Below are 18,306 nucleotides of genomic sequence, written 5' to 3' on the forward strand. Positions count from 1 at the left end.
ATAGATTAAAATAATTTTTATCCTAGTTAGGAAACAAGCTTTTATCTAAGCCTGGAACAATACGAAGTGCATTTTTATAATACACTTTTTTAAGTACTTCGTCTGGTAAATCTAAACCATACATTGGCCAAAAGGCATGATATTTTTTGTGATAGGGAAAGTATTCATCGGCGCTTTCAAGTACTCTGAAATAGGTTGGAAACTCTTCAGGGACCCAACTATCTTTTCCAAACAAAATACGGTCTTGATATTTGATAAAAAATGCTTTGGCAAAACGTGGCTGTCTTCCTAATTCGGCAATAATAGCACCTATACCAACATTCATATTTGGCATCTCGTCTAAAAGTTCGCCTAACTTTCCAAGATTATTGGCATACCAACCCATATGTGCATTAATAAAAGTGGTTTTGGGGTGGTTTTTAAACATATTATGTTGCTCGTTGATAATTTGCTCCCATGGTGCAGGATTATCAGCACCTCGTTTTCTTCTCGGGTGTGTTTTAAGTTCTAACCAACGTTCGTTATCGCCATCAAAGTCATCCCAAAAAGACTTTGGGTCTGCTGCATGAATGAGCACGGGGATCCCTAAATCGCCACAAGTTTTCCAAATAGGGTCTAGTCTTGGGTCGTCAATAGCCAATCTATTTCCATCTACATCTTTATTATACATCCCTAAACTTTTATAAACCTTCAATCCTTTAGCACCATTTTTTACATCTTCTTTTAATTGGTTTACTGCTTTATCAATCCACCCTTCTGCCCCAGCGTTATTAAAATCTACGTTAGAAAACACCACAAATCTATTTGGAAAGTTATCTTTTACATTCTGTACAGCCTTTTGCAAATTTTCACCCGAACCACCACTTAAGTTTACCATAATCTTCATGTTAAGTGTATCCATAGCCTCTATTACTGGGGTCATATCCTGTGTTGCCATTCGCCTTTGATGTCCATGTACATCAATAAATGGAAATTTAGCACGTTTAATAACTTTTCCAGGAACAACTAAGGTGGATTTAGGATTGTAATCTTCAAAAGACATGTCTTGGGATGATACACTTATTGAAAAAAGAAAAGCGAATACAATTAATAGGATATTTTTAGAACTCATAAATGGTGGTAGTTAAAATTGTCAATAAAAATAAACATCATAGTCTATAAAATTGAAACTTTATGAAGGGTTTAACAAAGTTATAAAATAGTATAAAAAAATAAGGCACTCAAAATTGAGTGCCCTAAATTGCTATTAATCAACTATTAACTAGAATTCTAAGTCTGCTACCAAATCAAACTCATCATAAATGGCTTTATCTTTTAAGCCATCAAAAAAACTTGTAGAGCCATAACGTACATCGTATTTTGATCTGTCAACTTTTAAAGTAGCAGTGGCTTTACTCCCATATATAGAAATAGAAAAAGTAACAGGGTTTGTTTTTCCTTTAATAGTTAAATCGCCTGTTACAGTATAAGAGTTTTTACCTGTAGCTTGAACATCTTTAAAAACTAAAGTAGCTGTTGGGTGTGCTTCAACACCAAAAAAATCATCAGATTTTAAGTGTCCGTCTAACTTTCCTTTATATTCCCCTTGTAAATCTGTGCTGTTAATAGTTGTCATATCTATTACAAATTCGCCACCCTTTAATGTTTCTTCTTCAAAAACTAATGCTCCAGATTTAATTGCGATGGTACCTTCATGCGAACCTGTTACCTTATAACCTTTCCAAACTACCTTACTGCTTTCAGTTTTTACCTCTTTTTTCTCTTTATCAACCGTTGTAAAAGAAACAGTAACCAAAGCTACAAATGCAATGATTGCTAAATTTTTAATTGTGTTTTTCATTTTTAAGTATGTTTTTTTTTTAAATAAATTATGATGCAAATATTGCAAACTTAATTCTATAAAAAAATGAAGTAGTTTATTAAAACATGTTAATCTAGTTTAACATTCAGTCTTCCAAAAGTAACTGACTTTTAATTTTACTAAGAAACTCTTTAGTAATGCCTAGGTAAGATGCTAACATGTATTGAGGAATACGTTGCTCAATATCAGGATATTGGTTTTTGAAGTACAGATATCTATCCTTTGCAGAGAGGCTAAAATTTCTAATCAATCGTTTTTGAGTCGCCACCAATCCGCGTTCTATTATTTTTCTAAAAAAACGCTCTAACTTGGGTATTTTATCATATAATTCTTCAGTTGTTTCAATAGGAAACATAATTAATTCTGTGTTTTCTATACACTGGACATTTAAATCTGCAGGTGTTTGAGTTATAAAACTCCCCATGTCTGAAGTCCACCAATCTTCAACAGAAAACAAAATAATATGCTCTTGTCCCTCATCATCCAAGAAAAATGTTTTAGTACAGCCAGAAATCACAAAACATTGATATTTACATACGTCTCCATGTTGTAAGATATATTGACCTTTTAAATATTTTCGGAAAATTACTTTTGAAGTTAAGATAGCCTCTTCCTCTTGTGTTAAATCAACATATTTTCTAATGTAATCTAAAAGAGGTTTTATTTTCATTGATGCATTTTTTGTAGGTATCAAATTTAACAATAATAACATTGTGTTATTAGATAGTAAATAGAATTTTCCTGAAATTAATTAATCTACTTTTGCATTATGCAGAAAGCCCAAACCTTTAAATTTGAATTTGTGGCCTTAATGGCTTCTTTAATGTCGTTAGTTGCCCTTTCTATCGACGCTTTATTACCGGCTCTTCCAGATATTGGTGCAGCCGTTGGTGTGGAAACCTCTAACGATAACCAGTTATTTATTACCATGATTTTTTTAGGATTAGGTTCAGGTCAGCTTGTTTTTGGAACACTATCTGATAGTTTTGGAAGAAAACCCCTTGTATACATTGGTTTTTTAATTTTTATCATAGCAAGTTTTATTTGCCTTTTTACTAAAAGTTTTGAGATGATGATTTTGGGTAGAGTTTTACAAGGCGTGGGATTATCATCACCCAGAAGCCTTAGTTTATCTATGATTCGAGATGAGTTTAGTGGCGATTATATGGCTAAAATAATTTCAATTGTAGTGATGTTCTTTATTCTGGTTCCAGTAATTGCACCTACACTTGGTCAATTTTTACTCTATTATTTTAATTGGAAGGCTATATTTTATTTCAATTTAATTATTGGAGTTTTAATCATGCTTTGGTTTTTAAAACGACAACCTGAAACCTTACCTAAAGAACGCCGCATTAAATTTACACGCCATATGTTTTTTGATGGTGTTAAGGAATTTTTTAAATACAAGGAAGCGGTTGCTTTTACCGCAATTTCTGGCTTTATTACGGGCTCATTTTTGGTATATTTAAGTACATCTCAACAAATTTTTCAAGTGCAGTATAATTTAGCTGATATGTTTCCTTATATCTTTGCGAGTTTAGCTATTTCTGTTGGGTTAGCCACATATTTTAATAGTCGATTTGTAGTACGTTTTGGTATGTTTAATATGGCCTATTTTTCTTGTTTCGCTTATGCTGCCATTTCAATTTTATATGTTATTCTTTTTTGGAATTCAGAAAACCCGAGTATTTATATGTTGCTTACTTTTTTTGGATTGCAGTTCTTCGCTGTAGGCTTTTTATTTGGAAATTTAAGAGCGCTCGCATTACAGCCTTTAGGACATATAGCAGGTATTGGAGCCGCTATTAATGGGTTTCTATCCACGGTGATTGCTGTGCCAATTGCTAATTATATTGGTAGTTTTGTGATTGATTCGGTGCTACCCTTATTTATTGGATTTTCAATTTTTGGAATAAGCTCTGTAATCGTTTTTTTAATTTTAAAGCGAAAATCTAAATTATCAAGTTTATAATTAACAAAATTACAACCCTCTTAAATCTTAGCCTGATAGGTATATAAATCGTAATACCTGCCTTCTTTAGCAATAAGTTCATCATGTGTACCACGTTCTACAATGTTTCCAGCTTCAATGACTAAAATTTGGTCTGCTTTTCTAATGGTGCTTAAACGGTGAGCAATGACAATGGTGGTTCTGTTTTTAACTAATTCTGATAAACCTTTTTGAATCAACGCCTCACTTTCGGTATCTAAGTTGGAGGTTGCCTCATCTAAAATTATGATTTTTGGATTTGCTAAAATAGCACGTGCAATGGCTAAACGCTGACGTTGTCCGCCCGATAATTTTACACCACGCTCCCCTATTAAGGTTTCTAAACCATCATCAAACCTATCGGTAAATTCATTAACGTAAGCCGCTTTTACAGCCTTTTGTAATTCTTCTTCTGTGGCATTAGGCCGGGGAAACATAATGTTTTCACGAATAGTGCCTTCAAACAAAAATTCGTCTTGTAAAACAACCCCTAAATATTGTCTGTAGCTCTTTAATTTTACTTTTGATAAGTCTTGATTATCAATAGTTACTTTACCTGATTTAGGATTTAAGAATGTTGCGGATAATCCTGCAATGGTTGATTTTCCAGAACCCGAACTACCAACTAAAGCTGTTACTGAACCTGCCGGAGCTTTAAAATTTACGTTGTGTAAAACTTCTTTTCCTTCCTCGTATGCAAACGACACATCGTTAAATTCAATATCACCATTTAGGTTTTGGATTTCTATATTGCGCTCTTGATTATCTTCTTCTGCAGTCATATTCATAAGTTCTTCGGTTCTATCCAAACCAGCTAATGCTTCGGTTAACTGACTCCCAATATTACTCATCTGTATAATTGGAGCAATCATAAAACCTAGAATTAGGGTGAAGAATAAAAAGTCACCCGTTGTCATTTCACCAATAATCATGTAATAACCACCAATACCCATGATGCCAGTGGTAGCAACGCCAATTAAAAAGGTTGACGAACTCGTCATAAAAGCAGTGGCTGTTAAACTCTTTTTTACATTTTGGTATAATTTTTCAACCCCTTTTTCAAATACTATATTTTCTTGATCTTCGGCATTAAAAGCTTTTATTACTCGAACGCCTGCTAAAGTTTCGGTGAGTCTTCCTGTTACTTCGGCGTTAATTTTTCCCCGCGTTCTGAAAATAGGCCGAATATACTTGAAAGCCCTGAGTGCTATGTATCCAAAAATTGACAGCGGTACAAATACGAATAAAGTCATCCAAGGGTTCAGTTTTATCAAAATAATTAAAGATATTATTGCTGTGAACGAACCACCAACTAATTGTACTAAGCCCGTGCCAATTAAATTACGCACGCCTTCAACATCGGACATGATTCTAGAAACTAAAGCACCCGATTTTGCATTATCAAAAAAACTTATGGGCAATGACAATACCTTTTTTTGAACTTGAGCCCTCAATTCGGAAATTAAATATTGCGCCTGTACACTTAATATCCGAGTCAACAAAAATGAGGTGACCGACTGTACTAAAAGTGCTCCTAAAACAATAAAAATAAGGTTGTAAAGTTGGTTGTAATCTTTATTTGGTACTACATCGTCGAGCAACACCTTACTTTGCCATGGTAAAATAAGACCTGATAAACTTTTAAGTACTATTAAAAACAATCCAATAAAAACCAAATTTCGCCTAGGCCAAATAATGGTTTTAAAAGCTTGCAACATGGTTACTTTTGATTTTTCTGTGGAAGTATCTTTTGTGGACTTTTTTAAATGCTGCATTTATAAAATATTTTCTAATGACTTATGACTGTAAAAATAGGTATTCTATAATTTGGATAGCACAAATGTATGTGAAATAAAAAGCCACTTAAAAAAGTGGTTTAAATTTGTAAATATCCAAGATAAACTCTGTTAATTCGAGTAAATTTCATAATTGAAATGAGTGAAATTTGTATCGAGAATAAGAATTTAGGATATAAATTAGTTCTCGATACAATTTTTTTATCAAAAAATCACTCGAACTGACACTATGAAAAGTATTTTATACTAAAATGTCCATTGATTAATACAGTTTAATAGTTTAAGTGCGTTTTGCTTTTTTAGCCAATTTTGCAGCTTTCTTTTCTTTGGGAGTTAACACTGCTTCTTTTTTAACATTCTTCTTTGCGTCTTGAGTTTTTGCCATAATACATGTGTTTAATTTATATTTATTTAAGCTTTAAGTACAATTCTAAATCTTGCTTTACCATCTTCCAAATGTTTAATCGCATCATTTACATTTTCCATTTTAAATTCTTCAACCGTTGGATAAATGTTGTGCCTCACACAAAACTCTAGCATTTTACGAGTTAAGGCAATACTTCCTAACGGACTTCCGCCAACCGATTTTTCACCCATTATCAAACTAAATGCTGGAATAGCCATAGGCTCTAAAACGGCACCAACTGTATGTAATTTACCCTGTGGTGATAGCGTAGTCAAAAATGAATTCCAATCAAGACTTACGTTTGTGGTATTTAAAATAAAATTTAAAGTTCCTGCTATTCTTTCTAAATCTTCTGGCTTTGTTGAATCAACAACTTGGTGTGCTCCCATTTTTAAAATGGCTTCTTTTTTATTTGGGTTCGAACTAAAAGCAGTAACCTCACAGCCCCAAGCTTTTAAAAATTTAATAGCCATATGCCCTAAACCTCCAACACCAATTACACCAACTTTATCAGTAGGTTGTACGCCCGACAAAACTATTGGATTAAATACCGTAATGCCTCCACAAAATAATGGTCCTGCTTTTGCCATATCCAATCCTTTTGGTAATGGCGTTACCCACGACCAATGACCTCTAACAGCATCCGCAAATCCACCATGGCGCCCGACAATAGTACTTTCAATAGTTCCACATAAATGCTGCTTTCCATCCATACACTGGTTGCAATGCATACACGATTGTGCATACCACCCCATACCTACTCTATCACCAATTTTAAGCTCTTTTACTTCACTACCTATTTTCGTTACTTCACCCACAATTTCGTGTCCTGGAACAATTGGATATTGTGTCATGCCCCAATCATTATTCACCATACTTAAATCGGAATGACACAAACCGCAATAATGAACTTTTATATCAACTTCTTCTTTACCGATTTCTGGCAATTCATATTGAAATTTCTGTAATTTCTCACCTGCTTCTTGAGCCGCATAAGCATTAACTTTTATCATATTTTTCTATTTTATATTATTATAGCTACAATTTTTAAATCTACTGAATATTAAATGCTTTTAAGATAATTATTAGTTAAATTTCTTTAAAAATAATTGTATGTTAATTTACTACATTTACACTTATAATTTTTTAATTTTTTTATCATGAAAATAATAGGTATTGGGAAAAACTACGTTGCCGATAAAAGTGAAATTAATGCGCTTAAAAATGGTGCACAAACTATTTTTTTAAAAGCTGAAAGCACTCTAGTAACAGATAATAAAAACATTGAGTTTCCAGCGATAACGAATGAATTGGCTTACGAGGTTGAACTTGTTGCGAAAATTGTGAAAACGGGTAAAAATATTGCTGAACGTGATGCAGTATCTTATATAAGTGAGATGGGTATTGGTATTGATTATACTGCCAAAGATGTATTGGCGGCAAGTCGAGCAAATAAAGGGCCTTGGGCTTTAGCAAAAGGGTTTGATGGTGCATCTCCAATTAGCGGATTTAAGCCGGTTGCTAACTTTCCAGACTTATATAATATTAATTTTAGTTTGACCATTAATGGTAAAGAAACACAAGTGGGGAATACCAATTTTATGATTTATAATTTTGCTGAAATTATAGCCTATGTTTCGAAATTTATGACTTTAGAACCCGGCGATTTGATATTTACTGGAACGCCAGCAAATGGTGCTGGACTGAACGTTAAGGGCGACCACTTGCAAGCTTTTGTTGAAGGTGAATTGCTTTTAGATTTTAAATTGGTTTAATTAAAACCTAAAAATAAACTGAAAAGTATCTGAATGAAAAATTCCATTGCAGAACGTGTTTTCGATTTTTTAAAAAATTACCCGCCTTTTAATATTCTAAAAACGGATGATTTACTTGAAATTTCAAAACAAGTTTCTATCATTTATATGGAAAAAGGTGATACCCTTTTTAAAAGAGGTGATACTTTCCACGAGTATTTTTACATTGTAAGAAACGGTGCTATAACTTCGTATCACACCAATATTGAAAACAAACAAGAAGTAGTAAATATAAGTGATGCCGGTGACATATTTGGGGTTAGACCTCTTATTGCAAAAGAAGATTACAAACTTACCGCTACTGCTAATGAGGAATCTATTGTATACGCCATACCTATAAACACGTTTCAGTCCGTAACACAAAACAATACCAGTGTTTACAAATTTTTAATAACAGCGTTCGCTACTAATGCCTACGACCCGTTTACTGCTGAAGAAACAGGCAAAATATTTTCTGATTACTTACCAAATACATCTCAAGATGTTGTAAGTCTTCAAACTGCAAATTACTCAAAGAAACCTATTTGTTGCAATGTGGATGCTTCTTTAAAAGAAGCGGCCCTAGCAATGAGCAAACATAAAATTGGATGTATTATTGTAGTTGATTCTAATAAACATCCATTGGGTATTATTACTAATAGTGACATCAAAAATAAAATTGCTACAGGCTTATTTCCTATTGAAACACCCGTTACCAATATTATGAGTTCACCTGTTGTAACCAATAAAAAAAATTTAACGGTAGCAGACGGACAGCTACAGATGATAAAACATAACATTGGACATTTATGTATTACAAAAGATGGCACCGTTAATTCAAAGCTTATTGGTGTTTTAACACACCATGATGTTTTAGTTACTTTAGGTAATAACCCTTCGGTGATTTTAAAAGAAATAAAGCGCGCCGACCGAACTAAAAAACTAAGAACAGCTAGACTAAAAGCTAACACACTTTTAAAAAGCTATTTAGAGCAAAACATACCAATATCTCATATCTTAAAAATTATATCGCAAATTAATGATGCTATTACGGTTAGAGCTATTGAAATTGCCTTACAAAAAATGTCTACTCCGCCACCTGTTACTTTTTCATGGATGTCTATTGGCAGCCAAGGTAGAAAAGAGCAGTTACTTTTCACCGACCAAGATAACGCCATTGTTTTTGAAAATGTACCTGAAAAAAACTATGAAAAAACTCAATTATACTTTTTAGAACTGGCAAAACACGTTAATAAATCACTTAATAAAATAGGATTTGAATATTGCGAAGCCGATATGATAGCTAGCAACAGTGAATGGTGTAAATCGCTTGAAAAATGGAAAGCTCAATTTAATAACTGGATTTTAAATCCAGATGACAAGGCCATTTTACTATCGTCAATCTTTTTTGATTTTAGCTGTATTTATGGCAACAAAAATTTAATTAATGAGCTATCTAATTCTATTTATGAATCACTGAGTAAAACAACTTTATTTTTTAAATTCTTAGGAAGAGATGCTATAAAAAGCCCGCCACCCCTAGGCTTTTTTAAACAGTTTTTAGTTGAAGAGAATGGCGACCAAAAAGACCTTTTCAATATTAAAAGTAGAGCCTTAATGCCTTTAATTGATGCTGCCAGATTACTTATTTTAAATAGCAATATAATAGGCATCAATAACACTTCCGAACGTTATGAAAAGTTGACTGAAATAGAACCTAATAATAAAGAACTTTATCAGTCCTGTTCTTATGCATTTAAAGCACTATCTAAATTTAAAACCAAGCAAGGGTTATTGCATAACAATACAGGTAAGTTTATTGAACTAGAAACCCTTACCAAAGAGGAAAAACTAAAATTAAGACGCTGTTTTAAGCCCATTCAAGAAATTCAAGAAACTTTAAAAATAAGGTTCGATTTAAAAAACTTTATGTAATCTTATTAAAACAAACCTTATAAATGATTTTTAATTGGTTATTTAATAAAAAACAAAATTATCCGGAGTTTTGGGCTAATTACTGTGAAGCTTTTAGCAAAACTAAGCTCAAAGCCTCGTCAATAGCCAGTACCCGGTTTATTGCTTTTGATACTGAAACAACAGGATTTGATAAAATAGAAGATCGAATTTTATCTATTGGAGCCGTAGCATTTACCGGTAAAACTATAAATGTAAACGATAGTTTAGAACTGTATTTAGAACAAGACGTTTTTAAACCGGAAACTGTTGAAATTCATGGTTTAATGAAAACTGGTTCGCAAGAAAAAATAAGTGAGTTAGAAGCTATAAAAGCCTTTTTATCTTATATAAAAAACGATGTTTTAATAGCACATCATGCCCATTTTGATAAAACTATGATTAACGAAATGCTTTTAAGACATGGTCTAGGTAAACTAAAAAATAAATTTATTGACACTGGAGTTTTGTTCAAGCGTTCGCTACATATTATTTACAAACAAAACGAAAAAATGTATTCGCTAGATGACTTAGCAAAAGAACTTAACGTTCCCATGGTAGACAGACATACCGCCACTGGTGATGCTTTAATTACGGCTTTGGTATTCTTAAAAATTTTGGCTCGTTTGGATAAACGTAAACGCTTAAATTGGGGGTATTTATTGAAAAAATAGTTAACAACTTTTTAAAGCGCATTATCCATAATATCCTGAACCACTTCGGGGTTCAGAAGTGTGCTAATATCCCCTAAATTATCTGTGTTTTTTTCGGCTATTTTACGTAAAATACGGCGCATGATTTTTCCGCTACGAGTTTTTGGCAAACCTTGTGTAAACTGAATTTTATCCAACTTTGCGATGGGTCCGATATGATTGGAAATAAGTTGATTAATTTCTTTACGCAAATCGTCATAATTTGAATTTTTTCCTGAATCCTTTAGGGTAACATAACCATACAAAGCATTACCTTTTATATCGTGTGGAAAACCTACAATAGCACTTTCAGCAACTAAAGGGTGCTCGTCAATAATATCCTCAATAGGGGCTGTTCCTAAATTATGCCCAGATACAATGATTACATCATCGACTCTACCAGTAATACGATAATTACCAGATTTATCGCGCAATGCACCATCACCTGGAAAATACATGCCTTTATACGCTGAGAAATATACATTTTTATAGCGCTGATGGTCGCCATAAATAGTGCGAGCCAATGAAGGCCATGGGAATTTTATTGCCAATATACCTTCGGCAGGATTTCCTTGAATTTCGTTTCCTTTTTCATCTAATAAAACGGGTTGAACTCCAGGTAATGGCAAAGTGGCAAAAGTAGGTTTATCATTGGTAACACCCGCTAAAGAAGATATCATTATCCCGCCTGTTTCGGTTTGCCACCATGTATCAACGATGGGGCATTTACCTTTACCCACATAATCATTATACCAGTTCCAAGCTTCTAAATTTATGGGTTCTCCAACAGTTCCTAAAGTTTTTATATGTTTTAAATAGTAATTATCCGCTAAATTAACTGCATTTTTTGCCAAAGCTCTTATAGCTGTTGGTGCCGTATAAAACTGATTCACACGGTGTTTTTCACAAATTTCCCAGAAACGTCCGTAATCAGGATAACTAGGAACACCTTCAAACATAACGGTTGTTGCACCATTAGCTAACGGTCCATATACGATATAACTATGACCAGTAATCCAACCAATATCAGCAGTACACCAAAACACATCTTGCACGCTAGCTCTGGTATCTTCTCTTCCCAAATCGACAGTTCTATTACAACGGTATTGAAACACATTTCTAAAAGTATAGGCTGTATAAACCATATAACCTCCGCAAGTATGCACCATCCCTTTGGGTTTTCCTGTAGAACCCGATGTATATAAAATAAAAAGCATGTCCTCCGCATCCATTTCTTCAGCTGGACAATAATCATCTACTTTTTTAAGTTCGTCATGCCACCAAACCTGATTTTCAACTAAGTTTACATCCGATAGTACACGTTTTAAAACTATAGTTTTTTCTACAGAAGGGCACGATTTTAATGCATCGTCTGCTATTGCTTTTAACGGTGTGATTTTATCTCCTCTAAATCCGCCATCAGCTGTAAGCAACATTTTGCACTGTGCATCATTTATTCTTGCTGATAAAGCGGACGCGGAAAAACCTGCAAATACCACTGAATGAATAGCACCAATTCGCGCACACGCCAAAACTGCAATTGTTAACTCTGGTACCATGGGCATATAAATACAAACTCTATCCCCTTTTGATATATTATTTGCTTTTAGAACATTAGCAAACTCACAAACTTTACTATGCAAGGCTTTATAAGTAAAATATTGAGCAGGCTCATTAGGACTATTTGGTTCAAAAATTAATGCGGTTTGATTACCACGCTCTGCTAAATGTCGATCCAAACAGTTTTCAGTGATATTCAATTTTCCACCTACAAACCATTTTACTTCAGGAATATTAAAATCCCATTCAAGAGTTTTGGTCCACTTTTTTTTCCATTGAAAAGATGAAGCAATTTCGTCCCAAAAAGCTTCCGGATTCTCTATACTATATTTATAAGTTTTCTCATATTCATGATATGAGTTTATTTGAAATCTTTGCATTGTAATTTTGTTGTCTTAAGCGTGTTCTAAATTACTAAAATTATTGGTTCTTTCTAATGGTCTATTGCACTAACGGCTCCGCTTGGTATTCTAATGTTTTCAACTATTTCTTGAACGTCTTCAGGTGGTTCAGGTGTGAATTTCATAATGAATATGGACACTATAAAATTTAAAATCATTGCCACCGTACCAAATCCTTCAGGTGAAATTCCAAACCACCATTCACTTTTATCTGGTAATGCCTCATCAAACCAGCCTAATTTATATTTAATCATATACAATAACATAGCAGTAATACCTACGATCATACCTGCAATAGCACCTTCTTTATTCATTCGTTTATAGAATATTCCTAAAATAATGGCTGGAAAAAACGACGCTGCAGCTAACCCAAAAGCAAGGGCTACTACAGCCGCTACAAACCCCGGAGGATTGATTCCAAAATATCCTGCAACGCAAACCGCTCCAACTGCCGATAAGCGTGCCGCTATAAGTTCACCTTTTTCAGAAATAGAAGGTTTGATTATTTTTTTAATCAGATCGTGCGACACAGAAGATGAAATGACTAATAACAAACCAGCAGCGGTTGATAAAGCGGCAGCTAAACCACCAGCTGCTACTAACGCAATTACCCAATTAGGTAATTTAGCAATCTCTGGGTTTGCCAATACCATAATGTCGTTATCGACTACCAATTCATTCTTGTTTTTGTCTGCTACGTATTGAATTAATCCATCATTGTTCTTGTCAGTGAACGTAATAAGTCCCGTTGTCTCCCATTTTTTAAACCACTCCGGAACATCTTTATACGATTGGTTTGAAACCGTTTCTATCATATTGGTTCTGGCAAAAACAGCAACAGCCGGTGCTGTGGTATATAAAATAACAATTAACAACAGCGCTATTCCTGCAGATTTGCGAGCATCTTTTACACGTTTTACTGTGAAAAAGCGGACAATAACATGTGGCAATCCTGCGGTACCAACCATTAATGCTAAAGTAATAGCAAAAACATCTATCATCGATTTAGAGCCTTCTGTATATTCTGAAAATCCAAGTTCAGTGCTTAATCCGTCTAATTTATCTAACAAATAAGTTCCTGAGCCATCAGACAAAGTGCTTCCAAAACCTAATTGTGGAATGGGATTACCAGTCATTTGAATGGAAATAAAAATGGCAGGCACCATAAACGCAAAAATGAGCACACAATATTGTGCCACTTGCGTATAGGTAATACCTTTCATACCACCCAATACCGCGTAAAATAAAACGATAATCATGCCTATGATGACCCCTGTATTAATATCGACTTCTAAAAAGCGTGAAAACACAATACCTACACCGCGCATTTGTCCTGCTACATATGTAAACGAAACTAATAAAGCACAAAATACAGCAACCAAACGTGCTGTTTTAGAATAATAACGGTCTCCAATAAAATCGGGCACAGTAAACTTTCCGAACTTACGTAAATAAGGTGCTAACAGTAATGCGAGTAGTACATAACCACCTGTCCATCCCATTAAATATACGGCACCATCATACCCTGCAAACGAGATTATACCTGCCATCGAGATAAACGAAGCGGCACTCATCCAATCGGCAGCAGTTGCCATACCGTTTGCCAATGGCGAAACACCGCCTCCAGCCACATAAAACTCTTTGGTAGACGACGCTCTCGACCAAATGGCAATACCTATATACAAAGTAAAGGTTAATCCTACTAAAATGTAAGTCCAATTTTGAACGTCTAACGCCTCGACTAAAAATATACTACTCGTCATAGCCATATTTTTTATCAAGTTTATTCATAAGTCTTACATACACAAAGATGAGAATTACAAACACATACATAGAGCCCTGTTGTGCAAACCAAAATCCTAGTTTAAAGCCTCCAACCTTTATATTGTTTAACGCGTCTTTAAATAAGATACTTGCTCCATAGGACACTAAAAACCATATAGCCAATAAAATAAGTACATACCTTATATTTTCTTTCCAGTAGGCTTTAGCGTTGCGTTTTGTCATATGTTAGTTTTATTGGTTAACTCTTTTTCTATAAGCTTTAAATTCTTTTACTACTCTAGGCGCCATTATTAGGGTAGCTATCATGGTTGGTATTGCCATAAGTGCAAAAACGCCATCAATTAAATTGAGCATCATACTAAAAGGCGTTGTTGCAGCCAATACTATACTGATGATATAAAAATAATTATAATAGTGCTTTTTATCTGCTCCTATAATAAAAGATAAACATTTTGTACCATAATACGAGTATGAAAATAATGAAGAAATACTAAAAATCAACACACAAACCATAAGCAAATAGTCGCCATAAACTGGCATAGTATGACTGAATGCCGATGCTGTTAAACTCACACCGTTATCGCTCGTGGTTTCCCAAACGCCCGTAACTAAAATAGCCAAAGCAGTTAAAGTACAAACTACCAAAGTATCTATCGCAGGACCTAACATAGCAACTAATCCTTCTCGAATAGGTTCATTCGTTTTAGCGGCGCCATGCGCCATGGGTGCTGTACCAATTCCCGCTTCGTTTGAAAAGGCGCCCCGACGAATTCCTAATAAAATCAATGCTCCTAAAACCCCTCCAAAAAAGGCATCACCTTTATAATTATCTGCAGAAAAGGCATCCGTAAAAATCATCAATATATACTTAGGCAGTGTGTCGTAATTAGAAATCAAAATAAATAATACTAAAGCAAAGTATAAAATAACCATACTAGGCACCAACTTTGACGCTGCATTACTTATACGTTTTAATCCTCCTAAAATAATTATGGATGTTATTGTAACTAAAACAAACGCTAAAATTAAATTTGATTTCAATCCAACTTCTACGCCATTAGGTGTTAAAACAATATCGTTTATAGCCTGTGTTAACTGATTAACATTTACAACGGGTAAAGCGCCTATCATTCCAAAAAGGCTGAACATAATAGCCAACGGTTTCCATGATTTTCCTAAGCCTTCCATTATAAAATACATAGGACCACCTTGCAATTCGCCATTGCTATCTTTACCACGATACATAACTGCTAAACTACAGGTGAAAAATTTTGTAGACATCCCAACAATGGCGCTAACCCACATCCAAAACATGGCTCCAGGTCCGCCCACAGAAATTGCTACTGCAACACCAGCAATATTACCCATTCCAATTGTAGATGACAAAGCGGTTGTTAAGGCCTTAAAATGGCTAATTTCACCGGCATCATCAGGATTGTCATACTTCCCACGAAGTACTTGAATGGCGTGTCCTAAAAATCGAAACGGCAAAAATCTTGATAAAATTAATAGATACAAACCGCCTCCTATTAACAGAATAACCAGCGGTAATCCCCATGCATAATTAGAAAAAGCCCTTATAATTTCATTCATAGTAACATTAATTACTAGCAATAATATTATAAATATATCACTTTACTCATATTATGTTTTAATATTTAAAAGTATATTTATGCTTACTAAACTAACTACTATTGCAACCTAATCGTTTATATTTTATCGACGCCGTTAGAGCATTTGCTATTTTAATGATGCTACAAGGGCATTTTATTGACACCCTAATAAACCCCATTTACAGAGATGAAACTAACACCGTTTATAATATTTGGACGTACTTTAGAGGCATAACCGCTCCTGTGTTTTTTACCATTTCAGGGTTGGTATTTGCTTACTTACTATTACGTGCTTATGCCAAAGGCGATGACAAAGCCAGAATTAAAAAAGGTGTTTTTAGAGGCTTATTACTCCTAGGCATTGGGTATAGCTTGCGCATCAATCTTAAAAGTTGGTTTGATGGCTATTTTAGCTCCTACATTTTTGTAGTTGATGTGTTACAATGCATTGGCTTGTCTTTAATATTGCTTGTTTTACTACATATGCTTTTTAAAAAACATAGTTATATATATTCTATTGTGCTATTTACCATTGGGTGTTTATGTTTTGTTACCGAACCACTTTATAGAACCATAACTTTAGATAATGTTCCACAAATTATTGCTAATTATATGACCAAATCCAATGGGTCTGTTTTTACCATTTTACCATGGTTTGGGTATTCTGCTTTTGGAGCATTTTTATCTACAGTGTTTTTTAGACATGCACACAGAACCCGATTTAAAGTGTTTACCATTATTACATTTTTTATAGTAGGAATTTTGTTGATATACTCGTCATCGCCCTTTTTAATTAAGTTAAGTAACCTAACCAATATTGAGTTATTACATATGAGTGCTAACTATAATTACTTGTTTACAAGACTTGGTAACGTGCTTATTTTATTTGGTGTGTTTTATATGTTTGAACGGTTTTTAAAACAATCCATTGTAGCTAATATTGGTAAAAAAACGCTTTCTATTTATGTGATTCATTTTATCATTCTTTACGGAAGTTTTACGGGTTATGGTCTTAAGCGTTATTTTAGTAAATCCTTAGAGCCTAGTGAAGCGCTTTGGGGTGTTGTGCTATTTATGATTGTTGTTTGCTTTTTATCGTTTCATTACGCCAAAACCAATCATATTGTGTATAGTATAGCACGAAAAATTATAGATACTTTTAAAAGATAGACTATGGCTTTTGATGAATTTTTGGCAGACCGCATTAAACAACAGTTAAAAGAAAAGCATACGCATTTTGAAACTTTGAACATGATGGGTGGTTTATGCTTTAAAGTAGACAACAAAATGCTTTGTGGTATCCACATCGATAAAAAATATGGCGATAGTTTGTTAATGGCACGTATTGGTGAAGATGCTTATTTAAAAGCACTTGAAAAACCGGTGTGTTTGCCTATGGATTTTACAGGCAGACCCATGAAAGGCTATATTTTTGTAACCCCTGAAGGTTTTGATACTGATGAAGATTTGGGGTATTGGATAGATTTATGTTTAGCTTTTAACCCGTTAGCTAAAGCGAGCAAACCTAAAAAGAGAAAAAAATAACCCTTTTTCTTTATGACCGCATAAAATACTTAGCTCTACGTATTGCTTTTATTGTAAGAATATTTTTTACTTATAGTGAATAAACAATAATTGTTATCTTTACAGCCTAGGAATTTTATCGACTTAATTGTTTTATATAAGAATAGATAACAAAAATTAATTATTAATTAAATATTAAATTTTATGAAAACCCCAAATTTTAAACTACTTACAATTTTAACCGCATTAACATTATTTATTGGGACATTTATGTCTTGTTCCGATGATGATGGTCCAACTGCAAATATCACTGTTAACGAAGGACCTTCTGGTGATATTGGTGGTGATTTTACTGGAAACGGGGGAAATACTTCTCGAATTATTAACTGGACAAATAACTTGGCAACGGCTGACTATAATGCTGATATCACAGCGACAGCAAATGGAACTTTTAAAATGGTTGTCGCAGATGCAAATGGAACAGTTGTGCTTGATAGAACTTTGAACGGCGGAACTGAACCTGACACTATTGATGGTGTTACAAGCTCTGGTGAACCTGGAAATTGGACTGTTACAATTACGCTTACATCATTTAATGGAGACGGAAGCTATTCGTTAAGTGCTGGAAACTAAAAAATAATAACTAAATAAATTATAGAAAAGGCTGTCAATTTTTAGACAGCCTTTTCTATTTGGAATTAAAAAACCACATAAAATACGTAGCACTACGTATTGCTTTTTAGGTAAGGAAATTCTAACTTCGCTTATCAACTGATATAAATCATTAAAACGACTTCATATCATATCGTTGTAGCACATTTGAGAAACGAACTAGATGATACAAGCAATACTTGAATTATTAGCATACTTTAAACTATTTCACGAAGATGATAAACATCAAAAACGAGTAACAAAGAAAGAACAAGAAG

At 33.9% G+C, this 18,306-nt stretch carries 16 protein-coding genes; 7 read left to right on the forward strand and 9 right to left on the reverse strand.

The features are described from left to right. Positions 1 to 22: 22 nt before the first annotated feature. The 3 genes from L3X39_RS09850 to L3X39_RS09860 form a co-directional block, all read right to left on the reverse strand. Complete coding sequence (locus L3X39_RS09850; protein WP_237231617.1) at positions 23 to 1,111, reverse strand: amidohydrolase family protein; 1,089 nt, start codon at positions 1,109 to 1,111, stop codon at positions 23 to 25. Between the two features lie 150 nt (positions 1,112 to 1,261). Then, entirely contained in the window at positions 1,262 to 1,840 is a 579-nt protein-coding gene (locus tag L3X39_RS09855) for a YceI family protein (protein WP_237231618.1), read from the reverse strand. 106 nt (positions 1,841 to 1,946) lie between these two features. Further along, the gene (locus L3X39_RS09860; RefSeq protein WP_237231619.1) at positions 1,947 to 2,531 is read right to left on the reverse strand and encodes a Crp/Fnr family transcriptional regulator; all 585 of its coding nucleotides are present in this window, start codon (positions 2,529 to 2,531) and stop codon (positions 1,947 to 1,949) included. 99 nt (positions 2,532 to 2,630) lie between these two features. Between L3X39_RS09860 and L3X39_RS09865 the strand changes: the two genes are divergently transcribed. Further along, positions 2,631 to 3,836, forward strand: coding sequence for a multidrug effflux MFS transporter (locus L3X39_RS09865; RefSeq protein WP_237231620.1), 1,206 nt, complete (start codon positions 2,631 to 2,633; stop codon positions 3,834 to 3,836). A 20-nt stretch (positions 3,837 to 3,856) separates the two neighbouring features. Here the strand turns inward: L3X39_RS09865 and L3X39_RS09870 are convergent, their stop codons facing one another. Together L3X39_RS09870 and ahr are read right to left on the reverse strand one after the other, a co-directional pair. Beyond that, positions 3,857 to 5,629: an ABC transporter ATP-binding protein gene (locus L3X39_RS09870; RefSeq protein WP_237231621.1), complete on the reverse strand. Its 1,773-nt coding sequence runs from the start codon at positions 5,627 to 5,629 to the stop codon at positions 3,857 to 3,859. A 432-nt stretch (positions 5,630 to 6,061) separates the two neighbouring features. Further along, the gene (gene ahr / locus L3X39_RS09875) at positions 6,062 to 7,069 is read right to left on the reverse strand and encodes an NADPH-dependent aldehyde reductase Ahr (protein ID WP_237231622.1); all 1,008 of its coding nucleotides are present in this window, start codon (positions 7,067 to 7,069) and stop codon (positions 6,062 to 6,064) included. Between the two features lie 147 nt (positions 7,070 to 7,216). Between ahr and L3X39_RS09880 the strand changes: the two genes are divergently transcribed. From L3X39_RS09880 to L3X39_RS09890, 3 genes are read left to right on the forward strand one after another with little or no spacing between them, the layout of a single operon-like run. After that, positions 7,217 to 7,831, forward strand: coding sequence for a fumarylacetoacetate hydrolase family protein (locus tag L3X39_RS09880; RefSeq protein ID WP_237231623.1), 615 nt, complete (start codon positions 7,217 to 7,219; stop codon positions 7,829 to 7,831). Between the two features lie 33 nt (positions 7,832 to 7,864). Then, positions 7,865 to 9,784: a DUF294 nucleotidyltransferase-like domain-containing protein gene (locus tag L3X39_RS09885; RefSeq protein WP_237231624.1), complete on the forward strand. Its 1,920-nt coding sequence runs from the start codon at positions 7,865 to 7,867 to the stop codon at positions 9,782 to 9,784. 23 nt (positions 9,785 to 9,807) lie between these two features. After that, a complete protein-coding gene (locus tag L3X39_RS09890; protein WP_237231625.1) occupies positions 9,808 to 10,476 on the forward strand; it encodes a 3'-5' exonuclease in 669 nt (222 codons plus the stop codon). An 11-nt stretch (positions 10,477 to 10,487) separates the two neighbouring features. Here L3X39_RS09890 and acs read toward each other — a convergent pair whose 3' ends face one another. The 4 genes from acs to L3X39_RS09910 are packed head-to-tail and all read right to left on the reverse strand — an operon-like array spanning position 10,488 to position 15,833. Beyond that, positions 10,488 to 12,434 (reverse strand): acetate--CoA ligase, encoded by a 1,947-nt coding sequence (acs, locus tag L3X39_RS09895; protein WP_237231626.1) that lies wholly within the window; start codon positions 12,432 to 12,434, stop codon positions 10,488 to 10,490. 53 nt (positions 12,435 to 12,487) lie between these two features. Further along, entirely contained in the window at positions 12,488 to 14,218 is a 1,731-nt protein-coding gene (locus L3X39_RS09900) for a sodium:solute symporter family protein (protein ID WP_237231627.1), read from the reverse strand. Beyond that, entirely contained in the window at positions 14,208 to 14,462 is a 255-nt protein-coding gene (locus L3X39_RS09905; protein ID WP_237231628.1) for a DUF4212 domain-containing protein, read from the reverse strand. The genes L3X39_RS09900 and L3X39_RS09905 overlap by 11 nt, the downstream gene beginning before the upstream one ends. Positions 14,463 to 14,471: 9 nt before the next feature. Then, a complete protein-coding gene (locus tag L3X39_RS09910; protein WP_237231629.1) occupies positions 14,472 to 15,833 on the reverse strand; it encodes an alanine/glycine:cation symporter family protein in 1,362 nt (453 codons plus the stop codon). A 101-nt stretch (positions 15,834 to 15,934) separates the two neighbouring features. Between L3X39_RS09910 and L3X39_RS09915 the strand changes: the two genes are divergently transcribed. The 3 genes from L3X39_RS09915 (at position 15,935) to L3X39_RS09925 (ending at position 18,010) form a co-directional block, all read left to right on the forward strand. Then, positions 15,935 to 17,023 (forward strand): heparan-alpha-glucosaminide N-acetyltransferase domain-containing protein, encoded by a 1,089-nt coding sequence (locus tag L3X39_RS09915; protein ID WP_237231630.1) that lies wholly within the window; start codon positions 15,935 to 15,937, stop codon positions 17,021 to 17,023. 3 nt (positions 17,024 to 17,026) lie between these two features. Beyond that, positions 17,027 to 17,398 carry a TfoX/Sxy family protein gene (locus L3X39_RS09920; RefSeq protein WP_237231631.1) on the forward strand — a complete coding sequence of 124 codons (372 nt, stop codon included), beginning with the start codon at positions 17,027 to 17,029 and terminating at the stop codon, positions 17,396 to 17,398. A 183-nt stretch (positions 17,399 to 17,581) separates the two neighbouring features. Then, positions 17,582 to 18,010 carry a hypothetical protein gene (locus tag L3X39_RS09925; RefSeq protein WP_237231632.1) on the forward strand — a complete coding sequence of 143 codons (429 nt, stop codon included), beginning with the start codon at positions 17,582 to 17,584 and terminating at the stop codon, positions 18,008 to 18,010. The last annotated feature ends 296 nt before the right edge of the window (positions 18,011 to 18,306 follow it).

This window comes from Flaviramulus multivorans, from assembly GCF_021728415.1.
Lineage (GTDB): Bacteria > Bacteroidota > Bacteroidia > Flavobacteriales > Flavobacteriaceae > Sabulilitoribacter > Sabulilitoribacter multivorans.

Coding starts and splice junctions, on each gene's coding strand:
- L3X39_RS09860 (WP_237231619.1), bottom strand. CDS start 2,531: ATGAAAATAAAACCTCTTTTAGATTACATTAGAAAATATGTTGATTTA.
- ahr (WP_237231622.1), bottom strand. CDS start 7,069: ATGATAAAAGTTAATGCTTATGCGGCTCAAGAAGCAGGTGAGAAATTA.
- L3X39_RS09855 (WP_237231618.1), bottom strand. CDS start 1,840: ATGAAAAACACAATTAAAAATTTAGCAATCATTGCATTTGTAGCTTTG.
- L3X39_RS09910 (WP_237231629.1), bottom strand. CDS start 15,833: ATGAATGAAATTATAAGGGCTTTTTCTAATTATGCATGGGGATTACCG.
- acs (WP_237231626.1), bottom strand. CDS start 12,434: ATGCAAAGATTTCAAATAAACTCATATCATGAATATGAGAAAACTTAT.
- L3X39_RS09925 (WP_237231632.1), top strand. CDS start 17,582: ATGAAAACCCCAAATTTTAAACTACTTACAATTTTAACCGCATTAACA.
- L3X39_RS09880 (WP_237231623.1), top strand. CDS start 7,217: ATGAAAATAATAGGTATTGGGAAAAACTACGTTGCCGATAAAAGTGAA.
- L3X39_RS09900 (WP_237231627.1), bottom strand. CDS start 14,218: ATGACGAGTAGTATATTTTTAGTCGAGGCGTTAGACGTTCAAAATTGG.
- L3X39_RS09920 (WP_237231631.1), top strand. CDS start 17,027: ATGGCTTTTGATGAATTTTTGGCAGACCGCATTAAACAACAGTTAAAA.
- L3X39_RS09905 (WP_237231628.1), bottom strand. CDS start 14,462: ATGACAAAACGCAACGCTAAAGCCTACTGGAAAGAAAATATAAGGTAT.
- L3X39_RS09885 (WP_237231624.1), top strand. CDS start 7,865: ATGAAAAATTCCATTGCAGAACGTGTTTTCGATTTTTTAAAAAATTAC.
- L3X39_RS09850 (WP_237231617.1), bottom strand. CDS start 1,111: ATGAGTTCTAAAAATATCCTATTAATTGTATTCGCTTTTCTTTTTTCA.
- L3X39_RS09890 (WP_237231625.1), top strand. CDS start 9,808: ATGATTTTTAATTGGTTATTTAATAAAAAACAAAATTATCCGGAGTTT.
- L3X39_RS09870 (WP_237231621.1), bottom strand. CDS start 5,629: ATGCAGCATTTAAAAAAGTCCACAAAAGATACTTCCACAGAAAAATCA.
- L3X39_RS09865 (WP_237231620.1), top strand. CDS start 2,631: ATGCAGAAAGCCCAAACCTTTAAATTTGAATTTGTGGCCTTAATGGCT.